Source organism: Acinetobacter sp. ANC 7912, from assembly GCF_039862785.1.
Taxonomy (GTDB): Bacteria; Pseudomonadota; Gammaproteobacteria; order Pseudomonadales; family Moraxellaceae; genus Acinetobacter; species Acinetobacter thermotolerans.
Genome location: NZ_CP156795.1, coordinates 64874 through 85822 on the forward strand (window position 1 = coordinate 64874; position 20949 = coordinate 85822).

Below are 20949 nucleotides of genomic sequence, written 5' to 3' on the forward strand. Positions count from 1 at the left end.
TTCAGACCTCAGTTGAGTATTAAATAAAATTCCGTGAGGAGCATCGCCAGACATGGCTAAACGTGATTATTATGAGGTTTTGGGTGTTGCTAAAACCGCTAGTGATGATGAAATTAAAAAAGCCTACCGTAAGTTGGCGATGAAATATCATCCGGACCGCAACCCAGATAACCCGGAAGCAGAAGAGAAATTCAAAGAAGCATCAGAAGCCTATGAAGTGCTGTCTGACAGCGAAAAACGCAGCATGTACGACCGTATGGGCCATCAGGCCTTTGAAGGCGGCATGGGCGGCGGTGGCGGCTTCGGTGGTTTCAGCGCAGAAGACATTTTCAGCCAGTTCGGCGATATCTTTGGTGGAGCTTTTGGTGGCGGTGGCCGTCAGCAACAGCGTGCGCGCCGTGGCTCCGACCTTCGCTATGTGATGGAACTGACCCTCGAAGAAGCGGTGAAAGGCATCAAGAAAACCATTACTTTCACAGCACCTGCACCATGTGATGCCTGTGATGGTAAAGGCTCTAAAAATCCAAACGATGTGGAAACCTGTCGTACCTGTCATGGTACAGGCCAGATCCGCATGCAGCAGGGCTTTTTCTCGGTACAGCAAACCTGTAGTACCTGTCGTGGTCAGGGCAAGATCATCAAGAATCCATGTCAAAAATGTCATGGTTCTGGTGTGGCAGATCGTCAGCAAACTTTGGAAGTTACCATTCCAGCCGGTGTTGACAATGGTGACCGCGTACGTTTGACCGGTAAAGGTGAAGCAATCCGTGATGGTCAGCCAGGTGACCTGTATGTAGAAGTGGTGGTGCGTGAGCATGAAATCTTCCAGCGTGATGGTGCTGACCTGTATATGGATGTGCCAATTTCAATTGCAGATGCTGCATTGGGTAAAGAAATTGAAATTCCAACGCTTGAAGGTCGTGTCAGCCTGAAAATTCCTGAAGGTACGCAAAACGGCAAGCTGTTCCGTCTGCGGGGTAAAGGGGTGAAACCGGTACGTAGCACGATGAAAGGTGACTTGCTTTGCCGTATTGTGGTCGAAACACCAGTGAATCTAACTGGACGTCAGCGCGAATTACTGAAAGAACTTCAGGCTACTATGGAAGGGGAAGGCAGCAAGTCTTCTCCGAAGAAAAAATCTTTCTTCGACCGTCTGTTTGACTGATTGAAGAGATGAAAAAAGGGTGCTGAGGCGCCCTTTTTTTATGCCCTGATTTAAACTCACAAAAATTAAATACACCGGACAAGATAGTAGAATTTTGAGAATAACTTTGTTGAACAACGCTAACAGAAATGCTACCGATCTTATATTTTTCAAATTTTTCATCCAGCTAAACTTGAGAATAAGAACAAAGCACTTGATAACGCATATAAATTGAAGGTAGCCGAGATGAAAATCAATATTGGTATTTCTGCAGAAGATCGAGAGAAAATTGTTGAAGGCTTGTCCCATTTATTAGCGGATAGCTATACCCTGTATTTAATGACCCATAACTTTCACTGGAACGTGACCGGACCACAATTTAATACCTTGCATACTATGTTTATGCAGCAATATACCGAACAGTGGAATGCGCTAGATATCATTGCGGAAAGGATCCGTTCTCTCGGTTTTCCAGCGCCAGGAACCTATAAACAGTTTATGAAACTGACGTCGATCGAAGAAGTACAGGATGTGCCTAAGGCAGAGGAAATGATTCGCTTGTTAGTGAATGCCCATGAAACCGTTGCCCGTACCGCACGAAGCATATTTAATATTGTCGAACAGGCCAATGACCAGCCGACCGCAGATCTGCTGACCCAGCGTCTGGACGTGCATGAGAAAACTGCGTGGATGTTAAGAAGTCTGCTGGAATAAGAAGTTTTATGAGCAGCAAAAAAACTGATCTGAGCTGAGACCAAAAAATTTAGAGAGTTCTTCCATTAAAAGCTTATACCGTCGGGTATGGGCTTCTTTATTATCAAAAACATTCATGTCACTTTTTAAATCTTTTCATAGATTTTTCTGAGATCAATCTTAGCCTTACCCGGGAGTTTTGCTATAGTAAGAGCAATTTTGAATCAAGATTAGGACAAGACTATGTCAGCAACACCACGCATTGGGATTTTAGGGGCCGGCGGCCGTATGGGACGCATCCTGATTCAGGCAGTCAAAGAAGCAGGTTATCAACTGGCAGCCGCGGTAGAACGTCCGGAAAGTACTTTACTGGGCGCTGATGCAGGTGAGCTAGCAGGCGTAGGTAGCCTGGGCGTGAAGGTTGTTGGTAGCCTTGAAGACGTGGTGAAAGATTGTGACGTGGTGATTGACTTTACTGCGCCAGTAGCAACAGTAAACCATCTGAAAATCTGTCGTGAAAATGGTGTCGCGATTGTGATTGGGACGACTGGTCTGAATGATGAGCAGAAAGCTTATCTGGAAGAATCAGCAACTCAGACTCCTGTGGTATATGCAGCCAACTATTCAGTAGGTGTAAACCTGTCCATTAAATTGCTGGAGCTGGCATCTAAAGTGTTTGGTGATACGGTAGATATCGAAGTGATTGAAGCACACCACCGTCATAAAGTCGATGCGCCATCAGGTACTGCACTGATGATGGGTGAAGCGATTGCTCAGACATTGGGTCGTGACCTGAAAAAAGATGCGGTGTATCACCGCGAAGGCCATACGGGTCCACGTGAACGTCAAAGCATCGGTTTCCAGACCATCCGTGGTGGTGACATCGTTGGTGAACATACTGTGATGTTTATCGGTGAAGGTGAGCGTGTAGAGATTACTCACAAAGCAACTAACCGTATGAACTTTGCTGCGGGTGCGGTACGTGCTGCAGCTTGGGTGGTCGGTCGTGATGCGCGTAAATATGATATGAAAGACGTGCTTGGCTTTAACGACATTCAAGTATAATATTTCTTCAGATTTATTTTAAAAATAACTTAAAACTAAAATAAGACGATAACCAATGAAGAAAGTTCTACTCATGCTCTGTGCTGTGGCCTTTGCTGCCACAGCACAGCCTAAAGCGATCCAGAATGCCAAGCTCAGTATTAATAAAAATAATATTAAGGTCTGGACCTATCAGGATCACAACAATCCAGTTTTTCTCTATAAAGCTGAGACCACTTATGATGTGCCAATCGAACAGGCAGTCTCCCTGATTCTGGATGTCGACCATGCAGTGAAATGGGTGCCGTATATGGGCAGCATCAAGGTACTTTCCCGTGATGATAAAAAAGGTGATTTTACCTTTTATATGGTGCTGGATTTTCCCTTTCCGTTGAAAGACCGTGATCTGGTGGTGCAGGGAAAAATGATTAAAGAGGCCAATGGCCAGATCACTATTAAAAACAAGGCAATTCAGAAAGGCTATCCCCTTAATCCGGACTATGTGCGTCTGACTCACTATGAAGGGGACTGGACTTTTAACCGCTTGGGTGAAAAGAAAGTTAAAGTCTCCACTTATGGCTATGCCAATCCAGAAGGTTCGATTCCATTGACCTTTGTGAATATGTTTGTGCAGCAGCAGCCTTATCAAATGCTGCAGAAAATGAAGCAGGAGCTCAGCAAGCCTGCATCGGTTCCAGTCTTGCCAGAAGCTTTACGTTAAAGAATAAAAAAGTTCGCAACCTTAGCGACCCGACTGGTACAGTATCTTTAAGACATTCAATAAAAAAATCTGCCCAATCCTGTTGATTAGGCAGATTTAAATTATCCAGAAAATTCAGCGTACCGTTTAGAAATCTGCTTTCAAAACCACCCGGTAACGTGCCTTGCCGGCATGCAGATGTTCAATCGCATCATTGATTTTCGACATCGGGAAAATCTCGACCTGCGGTGCAATATTCTTGCGTGCAGCGAACTTGAGTAGCTGGCGTAAAGTCGCTGGCGAACCGGTGGCAGAACCGGTGACTGAACGCGACAGGCTGATCAATGAACCGGCAGAAACCTGCAGAGGTTCCAATGGTAAGCCAACCATATGCAGCTGACCGTTAGGCGCTAGGGTATTGATTAACAGTGGCCAATCCAAGGTGACATTTACCGTGCAGAGCAATAAATCAAAGGTATTACGAAGGGCTTTAATTGCGTTTGGATCACGGCTATTTACGACATGATCAGCCCCCATAGCTTTCAGTTCTTCAGTTTTGTCCAGATTCGAGGTAAAGGCAGTGATTTCACAGCCCCAGGCTTTCAGCAATTTAAGAGCCATATGACCCAGTCCGCCAATGCCGATAACCCCGACATGATGCACCGCCTGAATCTGATGTTGTAGTAGTGGAGTAAAGACAGTAATGCCACCACAGAGCAGGGGACCGGCACTTTCAGCAGGCAGTTCGTCCGGTAGTGGAATCACCCATTGCCAGCCAGCACGAACCTTATCGGCAAAACCACCGGCATGACCGACGATGGTTGCAACTTTTTCGCCGCTACACTGTACCTGACGGCCATCCAGACAAGGATCACAGTGTTGGCAGCTTTCTGCGGTCCAGCCGATCCCGACACGCTGTCCGATTTTCAGGCCTTTGGCTTCTGAACCTAGTGCGATTACCTTGCCAATCACCTCATGGCCTGCCACGACCGGATAAACCGAAGATTTCCAGTCATTCTGAATTACGGAAAGGTCGGAATGGCACAGGCCACAGTATTCGACTTGGACTTCGACCTGATGCGGTTGTAGTTCACCGGTATCAAACTGGTATGGCTCAAGCGGAGCACCTGGAGACATGGCCGCGTAGGCCTGAATAATATTCTTCGACATGGAATTAGCTCTTATTGGAATGGGAAGATTTCATTTTAAATTGACAGTGATTTTCATGGTCATCCACCATGCCGACCGCTTGCATAAATGCATAGCAGATGGTCGGGCCAACAAATTTAAAACCGGACTTTTTCAGGGCTTTGGACATCTGCTGGCTTTCGATCGTCTGGGCCGGAGCTTCATAATAATGTTCGATGGAATTATTCAAAATCGGCTGCTGGGCAAAGGACCAGAGCCAATTGACCACCTCAATATTCTGGGATTTTAAGTTGAGCCAGGCACGGGCATTGTCGCGAATCGCGGTCAATTTACCAATATGTCGAATCAGGCGAGCATCATTGAGTTTTTGCTGTAACTGATCATCGGAAAGGGCAGCGATGAACTCCATAGAATGCCGAAAAAAATGTTCACGATAGGCTTCACGTTTTTTGAGTACCGTAATCCAGCTCAGTCCGGCCTGCTGGCCTTCCAGACACAGCATTTCAAACAGCCGTGCTTCATCCTTCAGGGGCTGGCCCCACTCCTGGTCGTGATATTGAATATAAAGCGGATCATCGGAGCACCAGCCACAGCGTTGAATCGTCATGTGATGCTCCTCTGTTTTAGAGTTTAAAACTGGTCCACTGATCTTGCTGGTTATCCCAGTAAGACAGCTCGGCCTGCTCCAGATCGCTGAACTTTATCCAGGCATCCTTGCCGTTTTTGTCTGCATAACCAGTGCTGATCAGAAGCGCATCTTCCGTGATTTCCATCACCCAGCCCTGATAGATCTGGCCATTGAGCACGATTTTTTGTTGATTGCCTGACTCAGCAAATTCCACCAGACGATTGATCAACGCTTCTGACATGTAAATTTCCTAAAAATTAACGTAAGTAGGGATACGGATTTACCGCACCGCGGCCTTTACCTTGTAAATACAGTCCATAGTGCAGGTGTGGCGCAGTATGCCGTGCATTACCGCTATTGCCGACATAGCCGATGACCTGGCCTTTTTTGACATAGTCACCAACGCTCAGACCGCGCTTGTGTCCGTCGAGATGGGCATAATAATGCCATGCACCACCAGGACCGAGTATCCAGACCACTTTACCACCCAAATTATTATTACGTAAGTCTGCAATCAGTCCGTCAGTCGCACTCAGTACTTTGGTTCCACGTGGAGCCATAATATCAATGCCTTCATGTAGGCGGCCGCTACTGCGCGAAGCACCCCAGGTATCCTTAAGCTGTGAGGCTTTGATCTGATCCACGGGAATCGGCAAACGGGAAGGCATGGAACGGCTTTTCAGTTTTTGTACCAGAACCGGATTCAATTGTGCGGTGCTCGACTGTTTCGGTGCAGAACTACAGGCAGCTAATAGCAGTATAAAGACAGAAACTACGACGAGACGGATATTGTGTTGCACATTTGCTTCCTTGCGCATGAGATGAAAATTAAAATTATTAAGTTAAAAATCTCTTATTTCTGAATATGTCACAGTTTGCTGGCCGAGATCAATTTTTTCATGGCAGTTGGAATGCCCGCTCTGATGGCATCAGTCGGCTCCATCCAGATGCCACCTAGTTCAATGGATAAATGTTCTTGCAGGTCAGGATCAATGGCAAAGATCAGACCTTCCAGTTGCCAGGTAAAATGGGTAAAACTATGCGAAATGCCGACCTTTTGAGCAACCTGTTTTAGGCCTAAGTTCTGTCTCATTTGCTCCAGTTCATGAGCTTCTTCAAGAATCGGCAGGCACCAGAGTCCACCCCAAAGGCCACTGTTCGGGCGTTGTTGCCACAGCCATTGTTCACCACATTGTAGAACTAATACCTGGGCTGATCTGACCGGAACCGACTTTTTAGCTTTCTTAAATGGCAACTCATTTTCCAGACCTTGTTGATGTGCCTTGCAATGCTGTTGCATTGGGCAATACAGGCACAGCGGTTTTTTCGGTGTACAGACTGTGGCACCGAGATCCATAATCGCCTGGGTATAGTCATGATTACGTTCTACAGGGCATAGCTTCTCAGCCAGCTGCCACATGGCACGTTCATGTACTGGCTTGGACAGGTCATCTTCAATGGCAAAAAAGCGGGATAGCACCCGTTTCACATTACCATCCATGATCACGCCGTACTGACGCAAACCCAAGGACATCAAGGCACCTGCTGTGGAACGGCCAATTCCCGGCAGTGCCATCCATTCTTCCAGGGTCTCAGGGAAATGATTTTGAGCTGCGACAATGCCAGCCGCCTTATGCAGATTGCGCGCCCGGGCATAATAGCCGAGGCCTGCCCAGTAAGGTGCCACTTCATCCCATGTCGCGGTACCCAAATCCTGAACCGTAGGAAAACGCCCAATAAAACGGTCGAAATATTGCAGTACCGTTTTCACCTGCGTCTGCTGCAGCATAATTTCTGATACCCAGACCTTGTAGGGATCATCCGACACCTGCCAGGGCAAGTCATGCCGGCCGTGAACATCAAACCATTCTAGAAGCGCATCAGAAAATACAAACATGGATATAGGACAGGGAAGGGAAACAGGCAGGCATTATAGCTGATTCAAACTGTAGAATCGGTGAAAAGTATATCAAGGTGGTAGGGAGAGACAGATAATAAAAAAGTGAATAAGCCAAGACCCATTCACTCTATTTAAACTAAATTGAAAGACCTGTTTTAGTCTTCGATACCCCAACGGGCATCCAGTTTCAGCACTTTGCCTTCATAACGTGGAATGATGTGAATATGCAGGTGCTCTGCCTTTTCTTCAAAGACGTCCCCATCATTAAAACCGACATGGAAACCGGCTGGCTGATAACGTAATTTCAGTTCGTTACGTGCCTGCTCCAGTAAAGTCATTAGGCTTTTACGTTCATTGTCGGTAATTTCAAAAAAGGAAGCCACATGACGTAGTGGCACAATCACGCTATGACCTTCGGACAATGAATTCGGTTCAGGCAATACCACCCCAAAGTCATTTTTGGCAATGACATCATATTCATCATAATTACAGTATGGGCAGTGAGTCTCAGTCATTTCATTCTCCTCGGTTCTTCTTTCTCAATCTCATTTTTTGCTATTCCACTCACCCTCAGAGAGGAATAGCATTACACTTATTAAACTTTATAATGACTTTAAGCCAAGTGACGTGCCAATAGAGCATACATCGCTTCAAGGCCCTGTTTTTCTGCTTCCGCATTGTAGCCAAGATCAACCCCATTGGCTTTGGCCCGTTCATCAGCCAGCGGGTTACTGAAGCCATGTTTAGCATCTTTGAAAATGATCACGTCATGTGGCACATGGGCTGCCTGCATTTCTTTACGGAAATTCTCGACATCTTCCAGTGACACCATTGAGTCTTTTTCACCATGTAATACCAGAATTTCTGCCTGAACCTGACCTTCTTGCGCTGGCGCTTTCGGTGACAGATTGGCGTGGAAAGTCACCACAGCTTTGACTGGAGCATTGGAGCGCGCCAGATCCAGCACTACTTTACCCCCATAACAGAAACCGATCGCTGCCAACTTAGAATCATCGACTTCTTCCTGTGCTGCCAGCGTGTTGAGCGCAGCAGTCGCACGATTCACGATGGTGTCGGGATCTTGAAAAGTCTGCATCATCCATTCATAAGCCTGACTGGATACCGTGGTTACTTTCTTGTCGCCATACATGTCGATCGCCAGCGCTGCATAGCCATGTTCTGCAAGTTCACGGGCGCGCTGTTCTGTATAGTCATTGCGGCCCCACCATTCAGGTGCCACAATTACGCCCGGAACAGGTTGGTCGGATTCAGGTGCGGCAAAATAACCGATCAGCTGGCTGCCATCGGGTGCAGTATATTGAATCTCGCGTGTTTTTATTGCTGCCATGCAGAGTTCCTCTATTGTTGTTCAGTATTTTGATGAAAGCATAAACATAGCAAAAGCCGGGCAAATGTCACAGGATTAGAGCGGATTAATTTGTTTTTTTAAGTGGCGGATTCAAGCGGCAAGTGCAACAGTATAAAAACCAGCCATAACTTCACTCGGTGTATACCAACCTAGCGTTTTTCTAGGACGATGGTTGAGTGCAAATTCTATCTGCTCTATTTGTTCGTTTGACACGTCATCAAACGATGATGATTTTGGCAGATATTGACGGATTAAACCATTCGTATTTTCATTTCTAGCTCGCTGAATAGACTTGTAAGGATCAGCAAAATACGTCTCTATCCCGGCATCAGTAATTCTTTTGTGTTCGGAAAATTCTTTACCATTATCAAATGTCACACTATAAGCATGGCTCATTCGTAAACGATCTAACGCACAAGTAATCGTTTGAGAGGATGCTCTCGTTGATCCTAAATGAACAATATGTACATACAGGCTCTTTCGATCAACAAGGGTTAATAAAGCACCTTTATGATGTTTACCAATCACCGTGTCACCTTCGAAATCTCCTAAACGTTGTCGTTGATCAATGACCTGGTCTCGACAGTGAATACTTGTTTTATCAATGATTTGCCCCCTACGATCCGTGTTTTTGTAACCTCGTTTTCGATATTTCTTCTGATGCCTTAAGTGTAGATGGAGTTTACCGCCTTTTGATTTATCTTGATAAATGTACTGGTAAATCCACTCATGTGAAGGTACATCCAGCCAACCGCGTTGTGTTAAAGCACCTGAAATTTGTTCTGGTGACCAGTCCAAGCCAATTAAATAATTAATATAGGCGAAGGCAAATGCTGTCATTGATGAGGAAGGACGGTACCGTCTTTGACTTGCAAATTTAGCTGCCTGTTGAGCCCTATATCCACGTTGCCCAGTATTTCTTTTTAATTCACGGTAGATGGTTGATCGTGAACGCCCTAACTCCCGAGCAAGGTTAGCGATTGAGCTTTTACTTTTCAAAGTAGCATAAATTTCGTATCTTTCATCTTGAGAAAGTTGGGTGTATTTCTTCATTGTGTGCTTTCCAATTGCGAGTTGAAAAAGTCTAATGATTCTATGAATACACCTAACTTTTTCAACTAACTACAAATGTGTCGCACTTGGGATTTGAATCTGCGAGTCAAAAAATAAGGAGATGGGTTCTGCCATCTCCTCAAGTTTTATTTGGTCACTTCAATCAGTTCAATATCAAAGATTAAGGTGCTGTTGGGTTCAATCACGTCACCTGAACCAATCTGACCATAACCGAGTTCTGGTGGAATGAAGAAGCGATATTTGGCACCGGGCTTCATGAGTTGCAGACCTTCGGTCCAGCCCTGGATCACTTGGGTAGTTTTAAAGACCACAGGCTGGTTACGGGCAATCGAGCTGTCAAATACGGTACCATCGAGCAGGCGGCCTTCATAATGCACTTTGACATTGCTGTTCGCACTTGGTGATTTACCTTTGCCTTCCTGTAAAACTAAATATTGCAGACCAGATTTTGTAGTTTTGATACCCGGTCGTTTGGCATTTTTAGCTAGGAACTCACGGCCAATTTTGGCGTTTTCTTCAGCTTTTTTCTTGAGCTCAATTAGTTCACGAGCATCTGATTGACGTTTGTATTGCAGCAGGACTTTCGCCATTTCTTCTTCGGAAATTGTGGCTTTTTGACCGGAAGCTGCAGCTTTTAATCCGTTGCTAAATGCATCTAGATCAATCCCCTTTAGCGTATCGGCATTATTTTTACCCATCAGATAGCCAAAACTATAACCCACCTGTTCTGCTTCTGTACTTTTAGTGGTGATCTCTTTGGCATATAGGCTGCTAGAACATACGAGTAGGGCAGCCAAACTTAATTGTATTTTCATTATGAGTTTCTCAAAAACAAGGGAGAGCCAATGCTCTCCCTGAACCGTATTATTTGACTTGGATGAGTTCCACATCAAAAATCAGGGTGCTGTTTGGTGGAATCGTACCAGGTACACCTTGCTGACCGTAACCTAGTTGCGCTGGAATATAAAGAGTGGCTTTACCACCTTCTTTCATTAACTGTAAACCTTCAGTCCAGCCTGGAATCACTTGGTTCAGTGGGAATTCAATTGGCTCACCGCGTTCAACTGAACTGTCAAATACGGTACCATCGACCAGTTTACCAGTATAGTGAACTTTAACGACAGAGGTCGCTGCAGGTGATTTACCTGTACCTTCTTTAGTAATCAGGTATTGCAGGCCGGAAGCGGTTTTTTTCACGCCTGGTTTTTTCGCATTTTCAGTCAGGAATGAGTCGCTAGAAGCTTGAGACTTTTTAGCATCATCCAGTTGCTTTTGTTGCATGTCTTTCTGGAACTGTTCGTAAGCTGCTTGTAATTCTTCTTCAGTATAAGCAGGTTTAGTACGTGCATGGCCTTCACGAACACCAGTAACAAAACTGTTAATGTCTAGCTCAGGCGGCGTCTGATGTGCTACTTCATAACCAAGCGCATAGCTGATTTTTGAAACCGCTGATGCATTTTTAGAAGCTTTAGAGCTTTGAGTTGTAGGATTTTGAGATGCATAGTAAACAGGAACGAGCGCAGCACCGCCTAGGATAACAGCGACAGCAATCGGTAAGGCCTTACTCATGTAGTATTTCCAATATAATGTTATCGTTAATGTTCAGTCCATCTTAGCAGAAATTTTTCAGAAATCTTGAACAAGCTATGCAAAAAACGACGGGTTTTTATTATGGTTTCGTAGAGTAGGAATTTATACTATTGTGCTTAGAATTTCTTTTTATCTGGATTAAAATTTTGTAAATCGGAAAATTAATCTATAAGAGTTAATAAAAACATTCATCAATATTTGACTTAGCAATATAATAGGGATGTCAAAGATACCTTCCCATTTAAAAAGCAGGGTTATCATTCATTGATACCCATATATAGGCCTAGATCAATGCTACAGCTTTCGGAACTCAAAATTGCCATTATCGGATTAGGTTACGTCGGTTTACCTCTGGCTGTTGAATTCGGTAAAAAAGTCCCAGTCGTGGGATTTGATATTCACCAAAAACGCATTGATGAACTTAAGTCTGGCAAAGACCATACCTTGGAAGTGTCTCCAGAAGAATTAGCACAAGCGACAAGATTACATTACAGTGCCAATTTAGAAGACCTAAAAGATTGCAACTTCTATATCGTGACTGTTCCAACTCCCATTGATCAGTTTAAACAGCCAGATCTCACTCCGCTAATTAAAGCATCGCAAAGCATTGGTCAGGTTCTGTCTCAGGGTGATGTGGTGGTTTATGAATCCACTGTTTATCCTGGAGCGACTGAAGAAGCTTGTATTCCGGTACTGGAACAGGTGTCAGGTTTAACATTCAATACCGATTTCTTTGCTGGCTATAGCCCGGAACGAATTAATCCAGGGGATAAACAGCACCGTGTGACCAATATTCTAAAAATTACTTCAGGATCTACTCCTGAAGTGGCGGATTATGTGGATCAGGTCTATAACCTGATTATTCAGGCAGGTACTCATAAGGCACCAAGCATCAAAGTCGCAGAAGCAGCCAAAGTCATTGAAAACACCCAGCGTGATGTGAATATCGCGCTGATCAATGAATTGGCAGTGATTTTTAATAAAATGGGGATTGATACTGAAGCCGTACTGCAGGCTGCGGGAACCAAATGGAACTTCTTACCATTCCGTCCAGGTCTAGTCGGCGGTCACTGTATTGGTGTAGATCCATACTATTTAACCCATAAAGCACAATCTATTGGTTATCATCCGGAAATTATTCTGGCGGGGCGTCGTTTGAATGATGGTATGGGGGCCTATGTGGTAACCCAGCTGGTCAAAGGCATGATCAAGAAAAAGATCCAGGTTGAAGGTGCTAAGGTGCTGGTACTGGGCCTGAGCTTTAAGGAAAACTGTCCGGATATCCGTAATACTAAAGTGATTGATATCGTGCATGAGCTGCAGGAATACCATATTCAGGCCGACGTCTATGATCCATGGATTGACGCAGCTGAAGCAGAGCATGAATATCGCATTCATCCGATTACTGAGCTGAAAAATGGTGAATATGATGCAGTGATTCTGGCTGTAGCACATGAACAGTTTAAAGCGATGGGGGCAGCCCAGATTCGTGCTCTAGGTAAGGCCAATCATGTCCTGTATGACCTGAAATATGTATTCAGTCAGGCTGAATCAGATCTGCGTCTGTAACCCATTAGCATCATTTAGGATTTAAAGAGAATGAACCCATATCAAACGGTGTGTGAGCAGTTGCAGCAGACACCGAAAACCTGGTTGGTGACTGGTGTTGCAGGCTTTATCGGCTCCAACTTGCTGGAAACCTTACTGAAACTGAATCAGAAAGTAGTCGGCTTGGATAATTTTGCTACTGGTCATCAGTATAATCTGGATGAAGTTCAGTCACAGGTCAGTGCCGAGCAATGGGCAAATTTCCACTTCATTAAAGGCGATATCCGTAATTTGGCGGACTGTCAGCAAGCCTGTGCCGGCGTGGATTATGTCTTACATGAAGCGGCTCTAGGTTCTGTACCACGTTCTATTGCTGATCCGATTACCACCAATGAAACCAATATCAGCGGTTTCCTGAATATGTTGACTGCGGCACGGGATGCTGGTGTATCCAGCTTTACTTATGCTGCCAGCAGTTCAACTTATGGTGATCATCCGGCACTGCCTAAAGTGGAAGAACATATTGGTCATCCATTATCTCCTTATGCGGTGACCAAATATGTCAATGAGTTATATGCTGATGTATTCGCTCGCGCTTACGGTTTTAAATCGATAGGCCTACGCTACTTTAACGTCTTTGGTAAGCGTCAGGATCCCAATGGCGCCTATGCGGCGGTGATTCCAAAATGGACAGCATCGATGATCGCTGGCGATGATGTCTTCATTAATGGTGACGGTGAAACCAGCCGTGATTTCTGCTTTATTGAGAATACGGTACAAGCTAATATTCTGGCAGCCACTACCACCGATGAAAATGCCAAAAATCAGGTTTATAACGTCGCGGTGGGTGATCGTACTACCTTGAATGAATTGTATCGCGCCATTCAGAATGCTTTAGCTGAAAATGGTGTGCAGTACGATAAAGATCCAATCTATCGTGATTTTCGTGCTGGGGATGTACGTCATTCTCAGGCCAGTATTGCTAAGATTCAGCAGCATTTAGGCTATGCACCAAAATATAAAATTGCTGAAGGCATTCAGCTGGCCATGCAGTGGTATGTTCATAATCTGACATGATTGCGCGTCTGCTCGCCAAATACCAATCTGTTGGTTTAATTACCCTAAGTTTACTTGTAGGTGCGATAATGACATTTATCGCACTTCCTGTTTTAACGCGCCTGTATTCGGTGCAGGACTTTGGCGAGTATGGCATTGCCTTGGCTGTGGTCAGTGTTTTATCCACAGTGGCCAATTTACGTCTGGATCAGGCCCTCCTTATTGCAGAAGAACAGGAGAAAAAAAGCCTGATTTTTGAGGGAAGCATTTTTTCTCTGGTTCTGACCCTGATCAGTGGTTTGGTATTAAGTTTTATCTTTCGCTTAGATATGGTTGCTGCGATCTGTAGCGGTGTGCTGGCCAATACCCTGATCCAGAGCCTGTATAATTATAAATTTGCTGCACATGCTGAATATTTTTGTGCCGGGCTGAATATTTTTCGTAGCCTGATTGTGATTGCAGTCCAGCTGAGTTTGCCGCTGCTGATGAGTATTGCCTTGATTGACAGCTATATGATCAGTTCAGTGATCATGATCATCGTGGGGGTGCTGTATATCCTGAAACATCAACTCTATCAGGTCAGCTGGGAGGTGTTTAAAAATTATAAAGATTTTGTCTATGCCAATACCCCACATGCCTTGCTAAACAGTTTTTCACATAATTTGCCTTATTATGTGGTGTCACATTTTATTGGTGTACAGGCGATGGGTTTTTATGCCATTGTCGAACGAACCTTACGGGTGCCGATTAATCTGATTTCGCAGACTTTACGTCAATTTTTTATCCGGCTGTTTAAAACGACTCAGACCAATAAACCGGCTTTAAAAAGTAGCGTGCTACTTAGCGTAGTGTCTTTGCCCCTATTTGCCATTTTCTTTGTTGTACCGGAGTCTTTATATCTCTGGATTTTTGGCAAGGAATGGCTAGGAGTTTCGCAATATTTCCAGATTTTAGCTTTAGGATATTGGGCGATTTTCTGTAATCCGCCCAGTTCTGCTTATCTGGTGGCCCGGCGTAATAGCAAGGTATTGTTTAAATTGCAGATTGTCGAGTTGTGCATTAAATTCATTTTATTTGCCGTTCTGTATCTGCTATTAAGCGACAAGCTGTATATACTGCTGGCGGTGCCGGTCGCGTTGATTTTCTATAACTTTGCCATTTTATACGTGGTGTGGAGAAGCAAAGTATGATGTTTTTTAAAGCCTTGAAGCTCATGCATTGGTTCACTGCGCAGTGCCGTAAGGCGATTTATAATCTGGCTTTTGGCACGCGGTTTCGCTACTTTGGCAAATATTCGACTTTGGAAATTAGTGGTCAGGTCAAAATTGGCAAGAATGTTTATATTGGGGATTATGTCAGCATCATTGTCGAGCCGGGTGCGAGTCTGACCATTGCAGATCACAGCTTTATTGGTGAAAACTGCTATATCAAATGTTTTGGTGGCAAGATCGAAATTGGTCGGGATGTCAGCATCAATTCCAAGTCCTATATCAATGGCTGTGGCGGGGTAAAAATTGGCAACAATACCCGGATTGGGACACAAAGCATCATTATCGCCAGCAACCATAAATTTGGTGAGCCGGATGTGTTGGTCAAGGACCAGATTACCAAGCAAGGCATCAGTTTAGGTGAAAATATCTGGCTGGGCGCACGGGTCACAGTGCTGGATGGTGTGACGATTCCAGATAATAGTGTAATTGGCGCCTGTAGCTTGGTCTCCAAGCCGCTGACAGAGGCAGGTGTCTATGTTGGGATTCCGGCGAAAAAAATAAAATCACTCTGACTGGGCATGCATATCCCTCTGCCTATTTTCAGCGTAAAATATCCGGCTTGATCTTTTTGCATTGAGTTTTATTAGCCCTATGGCCTTTATTCGTTCTGCTTTTCATCTGCTGTTTGACCTGGTCTATTTTATGGCCAAGGGCAGTGTGGCCTATGCGCGTAAAAAAGGCGTGACCGTAGGGGAGCAGTGCCGGATCTATATCAAGAGCTGGGGCTCAGAGCCATTTTTAATTTCACTCGGCGATCATGTTACCGTGACTTCCGGGGTGAAATTTATTACCCATGATGGCAGTACTTGTCTGGTGAAAGATGTTCAAGGCAAACGCTATCAACGTTTTGCGCCGATTCAGGTGGGTTCTCATGTGTTTATTGGCGTGAATAGTATCATTATGCCGGGCGTGAGCATCGGCTCGAATGTAGTGATCGGTGCCGGCTCTGTGGTGACCAAAGATATTCCGGATAATAGTGTCGCGATTGGTGTGCCAGCCAAAGTGGTGTCCAGCTTTGCGGATTATCAGACCAAGATCCAGGCGACCTGTGCCAGTGATAGCGATCTGGTCGGTATTCAGGACTATGCCGAACGGGTACAGCGCGCTATCGAAATTCAAGCCTCTAAAACCTCCCATTAATTTTTAAGTCAGGTCTGATTATGTTGAATAAAGTGATGTTCTTTTTGCCGACGCTGGGTGGCGGTGGTGCGGAGCGCACGGTGATTCAGCTGGCCAACAGTTTTGCCGAACAGGGCCTGAATATTCATCTGGGTGTGTGTGACCTGAATGGAGTCAAGGCAAAATTACTGCCGGAAGTTAGCCCGAAAATCCAGTTGGTGAATTTTGACTGCGGCCGTGTCGCCAATGCGATTCTGCCGTTAAAAAAGAAACTACAGGCCGAACAGTATGATTGTCTGGTGGTCACACAAACCCATACCAATATTATTGCCGCTTTGGCCAAGAAACTGGCTGGGGTGAAAACCCGCCTGATTTTCCGGGAAGTATCAACGCCGTCTAAAAATATAAAAAACCAGGGCTTGACAAAATTCATCCTGAAAACCTTGGTGAATTTTACCTATCCGATGGCACAGCAGGTGGTGTGTGTCTCTAAAGGCGTTGAACAGGATTTCCGGAAATATTACAGCTATAAAAAGTCCAATCTAAGTACCATTTATAACCCGGTACTGGATGATGCCTATTTTGAAAAATTAAAAACACCCGTGCAGCACACATTCTTTGATGGCAGCAATAAAGTGATTCTGGCGGTTGGCCGCCTGACTGAAGCCAAAAACTTTGGTTTTTTGATCCGTTCCTTTAAAGACTTGCATGATCAGCATCCGGACACTCGCTTGCTGATTCTAGGTGAAGGTGAACTCCGTACTGAATTCGAGACTCTCATTGCTGAGTTAGGCCTGACCGACGTGGTGGATTTGCCAGGATTTGATTCTAATCCTTATGCCTATTTTAAATATGCTTCGCTGTTTGTGCTTAGTTCTAACTGGGAAGGTTTGCCGGGTGTGTTGATTCAGGCACTAGCCTCTAAAATCAAAGTGGTGAGTACCAATTGCCCAAGCGGTCCGATGGAAATTCTGGATAACTCCAGATTTGGCTTGCTAGTAGAATGCAATGACCAGGCCGGACTCACTCAAGCCATGCAGAAAGCCATTTTTGGAGATTATGTCAGCTATGCAGAGCAGGATTTTGCTGTACATATCGAGCAGTTCCATAAATTGACAGTCTTGCAGCAGTACCTGGAGATGATGGAGCAGGCCGCATGAGCAAGCCGACCATGGTACATGTGATCACCAACTTTGCTGGCGTTGGTGGTGCGGAAATGATGCTATCGCGCCTGATTCAGGCAACTGAGCAACAATATCAGCATGTCATTATCGCCTTGATGAAAACATCAAAAGTGTATCAAAGCACCTTGGATCGCTGTCAGACACATTATGCTCTAGGCTGGAATGGACTCAATACGTTCGGCACCATTCAAAAACTGCGTGCGTTATTAAAACAACTGACACCGCAAACGGTGCAGTGCTGGATGTACCATGCCAATGTCTTGACCAGCCTGAGTGTCATCGGCTTAAAGCAGAAACCTAAGGTAATCTGGGGTATTCATCATTCTCTGGCTTCACCGAAAGATGAATCGATGAGTACCAAACTGGCTTTAGGCTTAAGCAAGTTATTATCAAAGCAGCCTCAGGCGATTATTTATTGTGCTCACTCTGCCATGCAGCAGCATCAGGCGTTCGGGTTTCAGAAGCCCAATAGCCATGTGATTGCTAACGGGGTGTATCTGGATAGGTTTCAGCCTAATCCTGAATTACACGATCCCGTTGTGATTGGTTTTGCTGGGCGCTATCATCCAGCCAAAGGCTATCCTTATCTGTTTGAGACCCTGGCAAAACTGAAAGATCAGCCGATTGTATTTAAAATTGCTGGTGGTGGAGCCAGTTTCAATAATCCTGAAGTCAAAGCCCTGTTTGAACAATATCAGTTAGATCAGAACAAAGTGGAGTTGCTGGATCAGGTCTCCGATATGCCAGCCTTTTATCAATCCATTGATGCTTTTCTGATGACCTCGATTACCGAAGGCTTTCCCAATGTATTGGTTGAAGCGATGGCCTCCGGTTTGCCTTGCATCAGTACTGATGTTGGCGATGCCAGTTATATCGTGCAGGAGATGGGGAGTATCGTATCGCCACGCGATAGTGATGCCTTAACTCAAGCCATTTTAAAGTATCTCCAATTAAGTACAGATGAGAAAATTGCTTTAAAGCAGGCGACCCGGCAGCGGGTAGAACAGCATTTCAGCATCGAAACCGTCAGTCAGCAATATATGCAGGTATGGAGCCAACAGGCATGAAATTTTTAATGATCAGCAGCTTTTTACCTTCAGTGCTGAACTTCCGTGGCAAGTTATTGGAAGCCATTGCCGCGCGCGGTTTTGAAATCCATATCATGGCTCCGGAACTGTCCAGCTTTGCTGAAGAGTATCAGCAGTTGTTACAGTTGGGCTATCAGGTGCATGAAATTCCAATGCAGCGCACAGGTACCAATCCGCTGGCAGATCTGAAACTGTTAAAGCATCTATATCAGCAGATCCGTCGAATTCAGCCGGATTATGTGCTGTCGTATACCATTAAGCCGGTCATCTACGGCATCTTGGCAGCTTGGTTAGCCAAAGTTCCACATCGTTTCGCTCTAATTACTGGTCTGGGTTATGCCTTTCAGAATGTTGAATCAGGTCAACGCAGCTTATTTCAGAAAATGGTGCATGATTTATATGCCCAGGCCTTAAAGCATGCCGATAAAGTTTTCTTTCAGAACCCGGATGATTTAAAGCTGTTTCAGAATATGCATTTGCTGGAAAAAGATAAACCGACCGTGGTGGTAAATGGTTCCGGGGTGAATGTGCAGGACTTCGATATCATGCCATTGCCGCAAAATACGCAAGGTCAGGTTAAAGCTTCATTTTTGCTTATTGCCCGTTTATTGGGGGATAAAGGCGTACGTGAATATGCCGAAGCAGCGCGAATCATCAAAGCCCAATATCCGGAAACGGAATTTCATCTGGTGGGATGGATTGATGATAATCCGACTGCAATTTCCCAGACTGAGCTGGACAGCTGGATTGCAGAAAAGACCATCAATTACTGGGGCAGACTCAATGATGTGCGTCCGGCAATTGCAGCCAGTTCGGTGTATATTTTGCCGTCTTATCGTGAAGGCACGCCACGCACGGTGTTAGAAGCCATGGCGATGGGTCGTGCGATCATCACCACCGATGCTCCGGGCTGCCGTGAAACTGTCGCACATGGTGTGAATGGTTATCTGGTCGGGGTAAAATCAGTGGATGATCTGGTGCAGGCAATGCAGTATTTTATTGAAGATCCAAAGCTGATGCTCTATATGGGACAGCAGTCAAGGGAACGTGCGTTAAGCAAATACGATGTACATCAGGTCAATGCACATATGCTGCGCGAGATGGGGATATCGGCATGATCAAACGAATTCTGGATGTGGCGATTGCTTCAACCGCGCTGGTGATCCTGTCACCGGTATATGCTCTGGTGGCGTATAAGGTGAAAAAGAATCTGGGATCTCCGGTACTGTTCCGTCAGGTGCGCCCAGGTCTGCATGGCAAGCCTTTTGAAATGATCAAGTTCCGTACCATGAAAGATGCTGTGGATGCCCAGGGTAATCCTTTACCGGACAGTGAACGTCTGACGCCGTTTGGCCAAATGCTGCGTTCCACCAGTCTGGATGAATTGCCAGAGCTGTGGAATGTGATCAAAGGCGATATGAGCATCGTGGGTCCGCGGCCACTACTGTTGGAATATCTGCCACTATATAATGCCGAGCAGGCGAAACGGCATAATGTCCGTCCCGGCATGACCGGTCACGCACAGGTGAATGGCCGTAATGCCATTTCCTGGGAAGAAAAATTCCGTCTGGATACTTGGTATGTGGAACATCAATCGCTTTGGCTGGATTTTAAAATCATGCTGAAAACCGTGAAAAAGGTACTGGCTAAAGATGATATTAATGCCGAAGGCGAAGCGACCATGAGTAAATTCACTGGCACACCGGAACAGAAAAAATGACCCAGCTTTATGCGATTTATGGTGCTTCCGGCTGTGGCCGTAGCCTGATGCCGGTGGCACGGCAGCAATTGGCCCGTGACAATGATCTATCTGAAATCGTGTTTATTGATGATGCCCTGATAGAAATCGCCCAGATTAATGGTCATCGTGCTATGAATTATGCAGCATTTATTAATGAATCTGCAGAGGTTAAAGCGGTGCAGATCGCGATTGCCAATAGCCGTGTTCGGGAAAAAATTGCCCAGCGACTTGAACAGGATGGGATTCATCTCTGGTCGATTCAGGCCGATAATGTAGTATTGATGGATCAGGCAAAAATTGCCGCCGGTGCTGCCTTAAGTCCATTTGTGACCATTGCTTCGAATATCCAGATCGGTAAATGCTTCCATGCCAATTTATACAGTTATGTAGAGCATGATTGTGTGATTGGGGATTTTGTTACTTTTGCACCAGGGGTAAAATGTAACGGTAATATTCATATTGAAGACCATGCTTATATCGGTGCCGGAGCGATGATCAAGCAGGGCACACCAGATCAGCCTTTGGTGATTGGCCGTGGTGCTGTCGTCGGTATGGGCGCCGTGGTCACCAAAAGTGTCCCCGCCGGCGTGACTGTGGTCGGCAATCCGGCTCGCATTGTCGAGTCCAAATAAATCTCTCAACCAGGAAATA

The 20949-nt window shown here is 45.3% G+C and carries 24 protein-coding genes; 14 read left to right on the forward strand and 10 right to left on the reverse strand.

Features of this window, described 5'->3' with window-relative positions:
- Positions 1–52: 52 nt before the first annotated feature.
- From dnaJ to ABEF84_RS00290, 4 genes are all read left to right on the forward strand, one after another.
- Positions 53–1165 carry a molecular chaperone DnaJ gene (gene dnaJ, locus ABEF84_RS00275; protein WP_034585691.1) on the forward strand — a complete coding sequence of 371 codons (1113 nt, stop codon included), beginning with the start codon at positions 53–55 and terminating at the stop codon, positions 1163–1165.
- Positions 1166–1390: 225 nt separating this feature from the next.
- Entirely contained in the window at positions 1391–1858 is a 468-nt protein-coding gene (locus ABEF84_RS00280; protein WP_034585688.1) for a Dps family protein, read from the forward strand.
- 222 nt (positions 1859–2080) lie between these two features.
- On the forward strand, positions 2081–2902 hold the full coding sequence (gene dapB / locus ABEF84_RS00285) for a 4-hydroxy-tetrahydrodipicolinate reductase (RefSeq protein ID WP_034585687.1): 822 nt from the start codon (positions 2081–2083) through the stop codon (positions 2900–2902).
- Positions 2903–2957: 55 nt separating this feature from the next.
- On the forward strand, positions 2958–3602 hold the full coding sequence (locus tag ABEF84_RS00290) for an START domain-containing protein (protein ID WP_034585684.1): 645 nt from the start codon (positions 2958–2960) through the stop codon (positions 3600–3602).
- 126 nt (positions 3603–3728) lie between these two features.
- Here the strand turns inward: ABEF84_RS00290 and ABEF84_RS00295 are convergent, their stop codons facing one another.
- The 10 genes from ABEF84_RS00295 to ABEF84_RS00340 all read right to left on the reverse strand — a co-directional run bounded on the left by ABEF84_RS00295 (position 3729) and on the right by ABEF84_RS00340 (position 11270).
- A complete protein-coding gene (locus ABEF84_RS00295) occupies positions 3729–4751 on the reverse strand; it encodes an NAD(P)-dependent alcohol dehydrogenase (RefSeq protein ID WP_034585681.1) in 1023 nt (340 codons plus the stop codon).
- Positions 4752–4755: 4 nt separating this feature from the next.
- Positions 4756–5337 carry a DNA-3-methyladenine glycosylase I gene (locus tag ABEF84_RS00300; protein WP_347453355.1) on the reverse strand — a complete coding sequence of 194 codons (582 nt, stop codon included), beginning with the start codon at positions 5335–5337 and terminating at the stop codon, positions 4756–4758.
- Positions 5338–5353: 16 nt separating this feature from the next.
- Positions 5354–5599, reverse strand: coding sequence for a hypothetical protein (locus ABEF84_RS00305; RefSeq protein ID WP_034585676.1), 246 nt, complete (start codon positions 5597–5599; stop codon positions 5354–5356).
- Between the two features lie 16 nt (positions 5600–5615).
- Positions 5616–6158: a M23 family metallopeptidase gene (locus ABEF84_RS00310; protein WP_034585750.1), complete on the reverse strand. Its 543-nt coding sequence runs from the start codon at positions 6156–6158 to the stop codon at positions 5616–5618.
- Positions 6159–6226: 68 nt separating this feature from the next.
- On the reverse strand, positions 6227–7255 hold the full coding sequence (gene mutY, locus ABEF84_RS00315) for an A/G-specific adenine glycosylase (RefSeq protein ID WP_404798873.1): 1029 nt from the start codon (positions 7253–7255) through the stop codon (positions 6227–6229).
- Between the two features lie 158 nt (positions 7256–7413).
- Positions 7414–7773, reverse strand: a complete 360-nt coding sequence (locus ABEF84_RS00320; protein WP_347473706.1) for an HIT domain-containing protein — start codon at positions 7771–7773, stop codon at positions 7414–7416.
- A gap of 98 nt (positions 7774–7871) precedes the next feature.
- Complete coding sequence (locus ABEF84_RS00325) at positions 7872–8606, reverse strand: dienelactone hydrolase family protein (RefSeq protein WP_347454593.1); 735 nt, start codon at positions 8604–8606, stop codon at positions 7872–7874.
- Positions 8607–8717: 111 nt separating this feature from the next.
- Positions 8718–9680 (reverse strand): IS30-like element IS18 family transposase, encoded by a 963-nt coding sequence (locus ABEF84_RS00330; protein ID WP_347473707.1) that lies wholly within the window; start codon positions 9678–9680, stop codon positions 8718–8720.
- Positions 9681–9826: 146 nt separating this feature from the next.
- Positions 9827–10516 carry an FKBP-type peptidyl-prolyl cis-trans isomerase gene (locus ABEF84_RS00335; RefSeq protein ID WP_034585669.1) on the reverse strand — a complete coding sequence of 230 codons (690 nt, stop codon included), beginning with the start codon at positions 10514–10516 and terminating at the stop codon, positions 9827–9829.
- A 49-nt stretch (positions 10517–10565) separates the two neighbouring features.
- The gene (locus tag ABEF84_RS00340) at positions 10566–11270 is read right to left on the reverse strand and encodes an FKBP-type peptidyl-prolyl cis-trans isomerase (protein WP_034585667.1); all 705 of its coding nucleotides are present in this window, start codon (positions 11268–11270) and stop codon (positions 10566–10568) included.
- 312 nt (positions 11271–11582) lie between these two features.
- Here ABEF84_RS00340 and tviB point away from each other — a divergent pair, with 312 nt between their 5' ends.
- The 10 genes from tviB to ABEF84_RS00390 all read left to right on the forward strand — a co-directional run bounded on the left by tviB (position 11583) and on the right by ABEF84_RS00390 (position 20930).
- Positions 11583–12860, forward strand: a complete 1278-nt coding sequence (tviB, locus tag ABEF84_RS00345) for a Vi polysaccharide biosynthesis UDP-N-acetylglucosamine C-6 dehydrogenase TviB (RefSeq protein ID WP_034585663.1) — start codon at positions 11583–11585, stop codon at positions 12858–12860.
- 30 nt (positions 12861–12890) lie between these two features.
- The gene (locus ABEF84_RS00350; RefSeq protein ID WP_034585661.1) at positions 12891–13916 is read left to right on the forward strand and encodes an NAD-dependent epimerase/dehydratase family protein; all 1026 of its coding nucleotides are present in this window, start codon (positions 12891–12893) and stop codon (positions 13914–13916) included.
- Entirely contained in the window at positions 13913–15085 is a 1173-nt protein-coding gene (locus tag ABEF84_RS00355; RefSeq protein WP_347473708.1) for an oligosaccharide flippase family protein, read from the forward strand. Before ABEF84_RS00350 ends, ABEF84_RS00355 begins: the two co-directional genes overlap by 4 nt.
- Positions 15082–15678, forward strand: coding sequence for a DapH/DapD/GlmU-related protein (locus tag ABEF84_RS00360; RefSeq protein WP_227504147.1), 597 nt, complete (start codon positions 15082–15084; stop codon positions 15676–15678). The genes ABEF84_RS00355 and ABEF84_RS00360 overlap by 4 nt, the downstream gene beginning before the upstream one ends.
- Before the next feature lie 79 nt (positions 15679–15757).
- Positions 15758–16306 carry an acyltransferase gene (locus tag ABEF84_RS00365; RefSeq protein WP_034585656.1) on the forward strand — a complete coding sequence of 183 codons (549 nt, stop codon included), beginning with the start codon at positions 15758–15760 and terminating at the stop codon, positions 16304–16306.
- Between the two features lie 20 nt (positions 16307–16326).
- Entirely contained in the window at positions 16327–17445 is a 1119-nt protein-coding gene (locus ABEF84_RS00370; protein ID WP_347453362.1) for a glycosyltransferase, read from the forward strand.
- Entirely contained in the window at positions 17442–18536 is a 1095-nt protein-coding gene (locus ABEF84_RS00375; protein WP_034585651.1) for a glycosyltransferase, read from the forward strand. Before ABEF84_RS00370 ends, ABEF84_RS00375 begins: the two co-directional genes overlap by 4 nt.
- Positions 18533–19675: a glycosyltransferase family 4 protein gene (locus ABEF84_RS00380; protein ID WP_347454591.1), complete on the forward strand. Its 1143-nt coding sequence runs from the start codon at positions 18533–18535 to the stop codon at positions 19673–19675. The genes ABEF84_RS00375 and ABEF84_RS00380 overlap by 4 nt, the downstream gene beginning before the upstream one ends.
- Complete coding sequence (locus ABEF84_RS00385; RefSeq protein ID WP_347454590.1) at positions 19672–20277, forward strand: sugar transferase; 606 nt, start codon at positions 19672–19674, stop codon at positions 20275–20277. Before ABEF84_RS00380 ends, ABEF84_RS00385 begins: the two co-directional genes overlap by 4 nt.
- Complete coding sequence (locus tag ABEF84_RS00390; protein ID WP_034585642.1) at positions 20274–20930, forward strand: NeuD/PglB/VioB family sugar acetyltransferase; 657 nt, start codon at positions 20274–20276, stop codon at positions 20928–20930. The genes ABEF84_RS00385 and ABEF84_RS00390 overlap by 4 nt, the downstream gene beginning before the upstream one ends.
- Positions 20931–20949 lie beyond the last annotated feature (19 nt).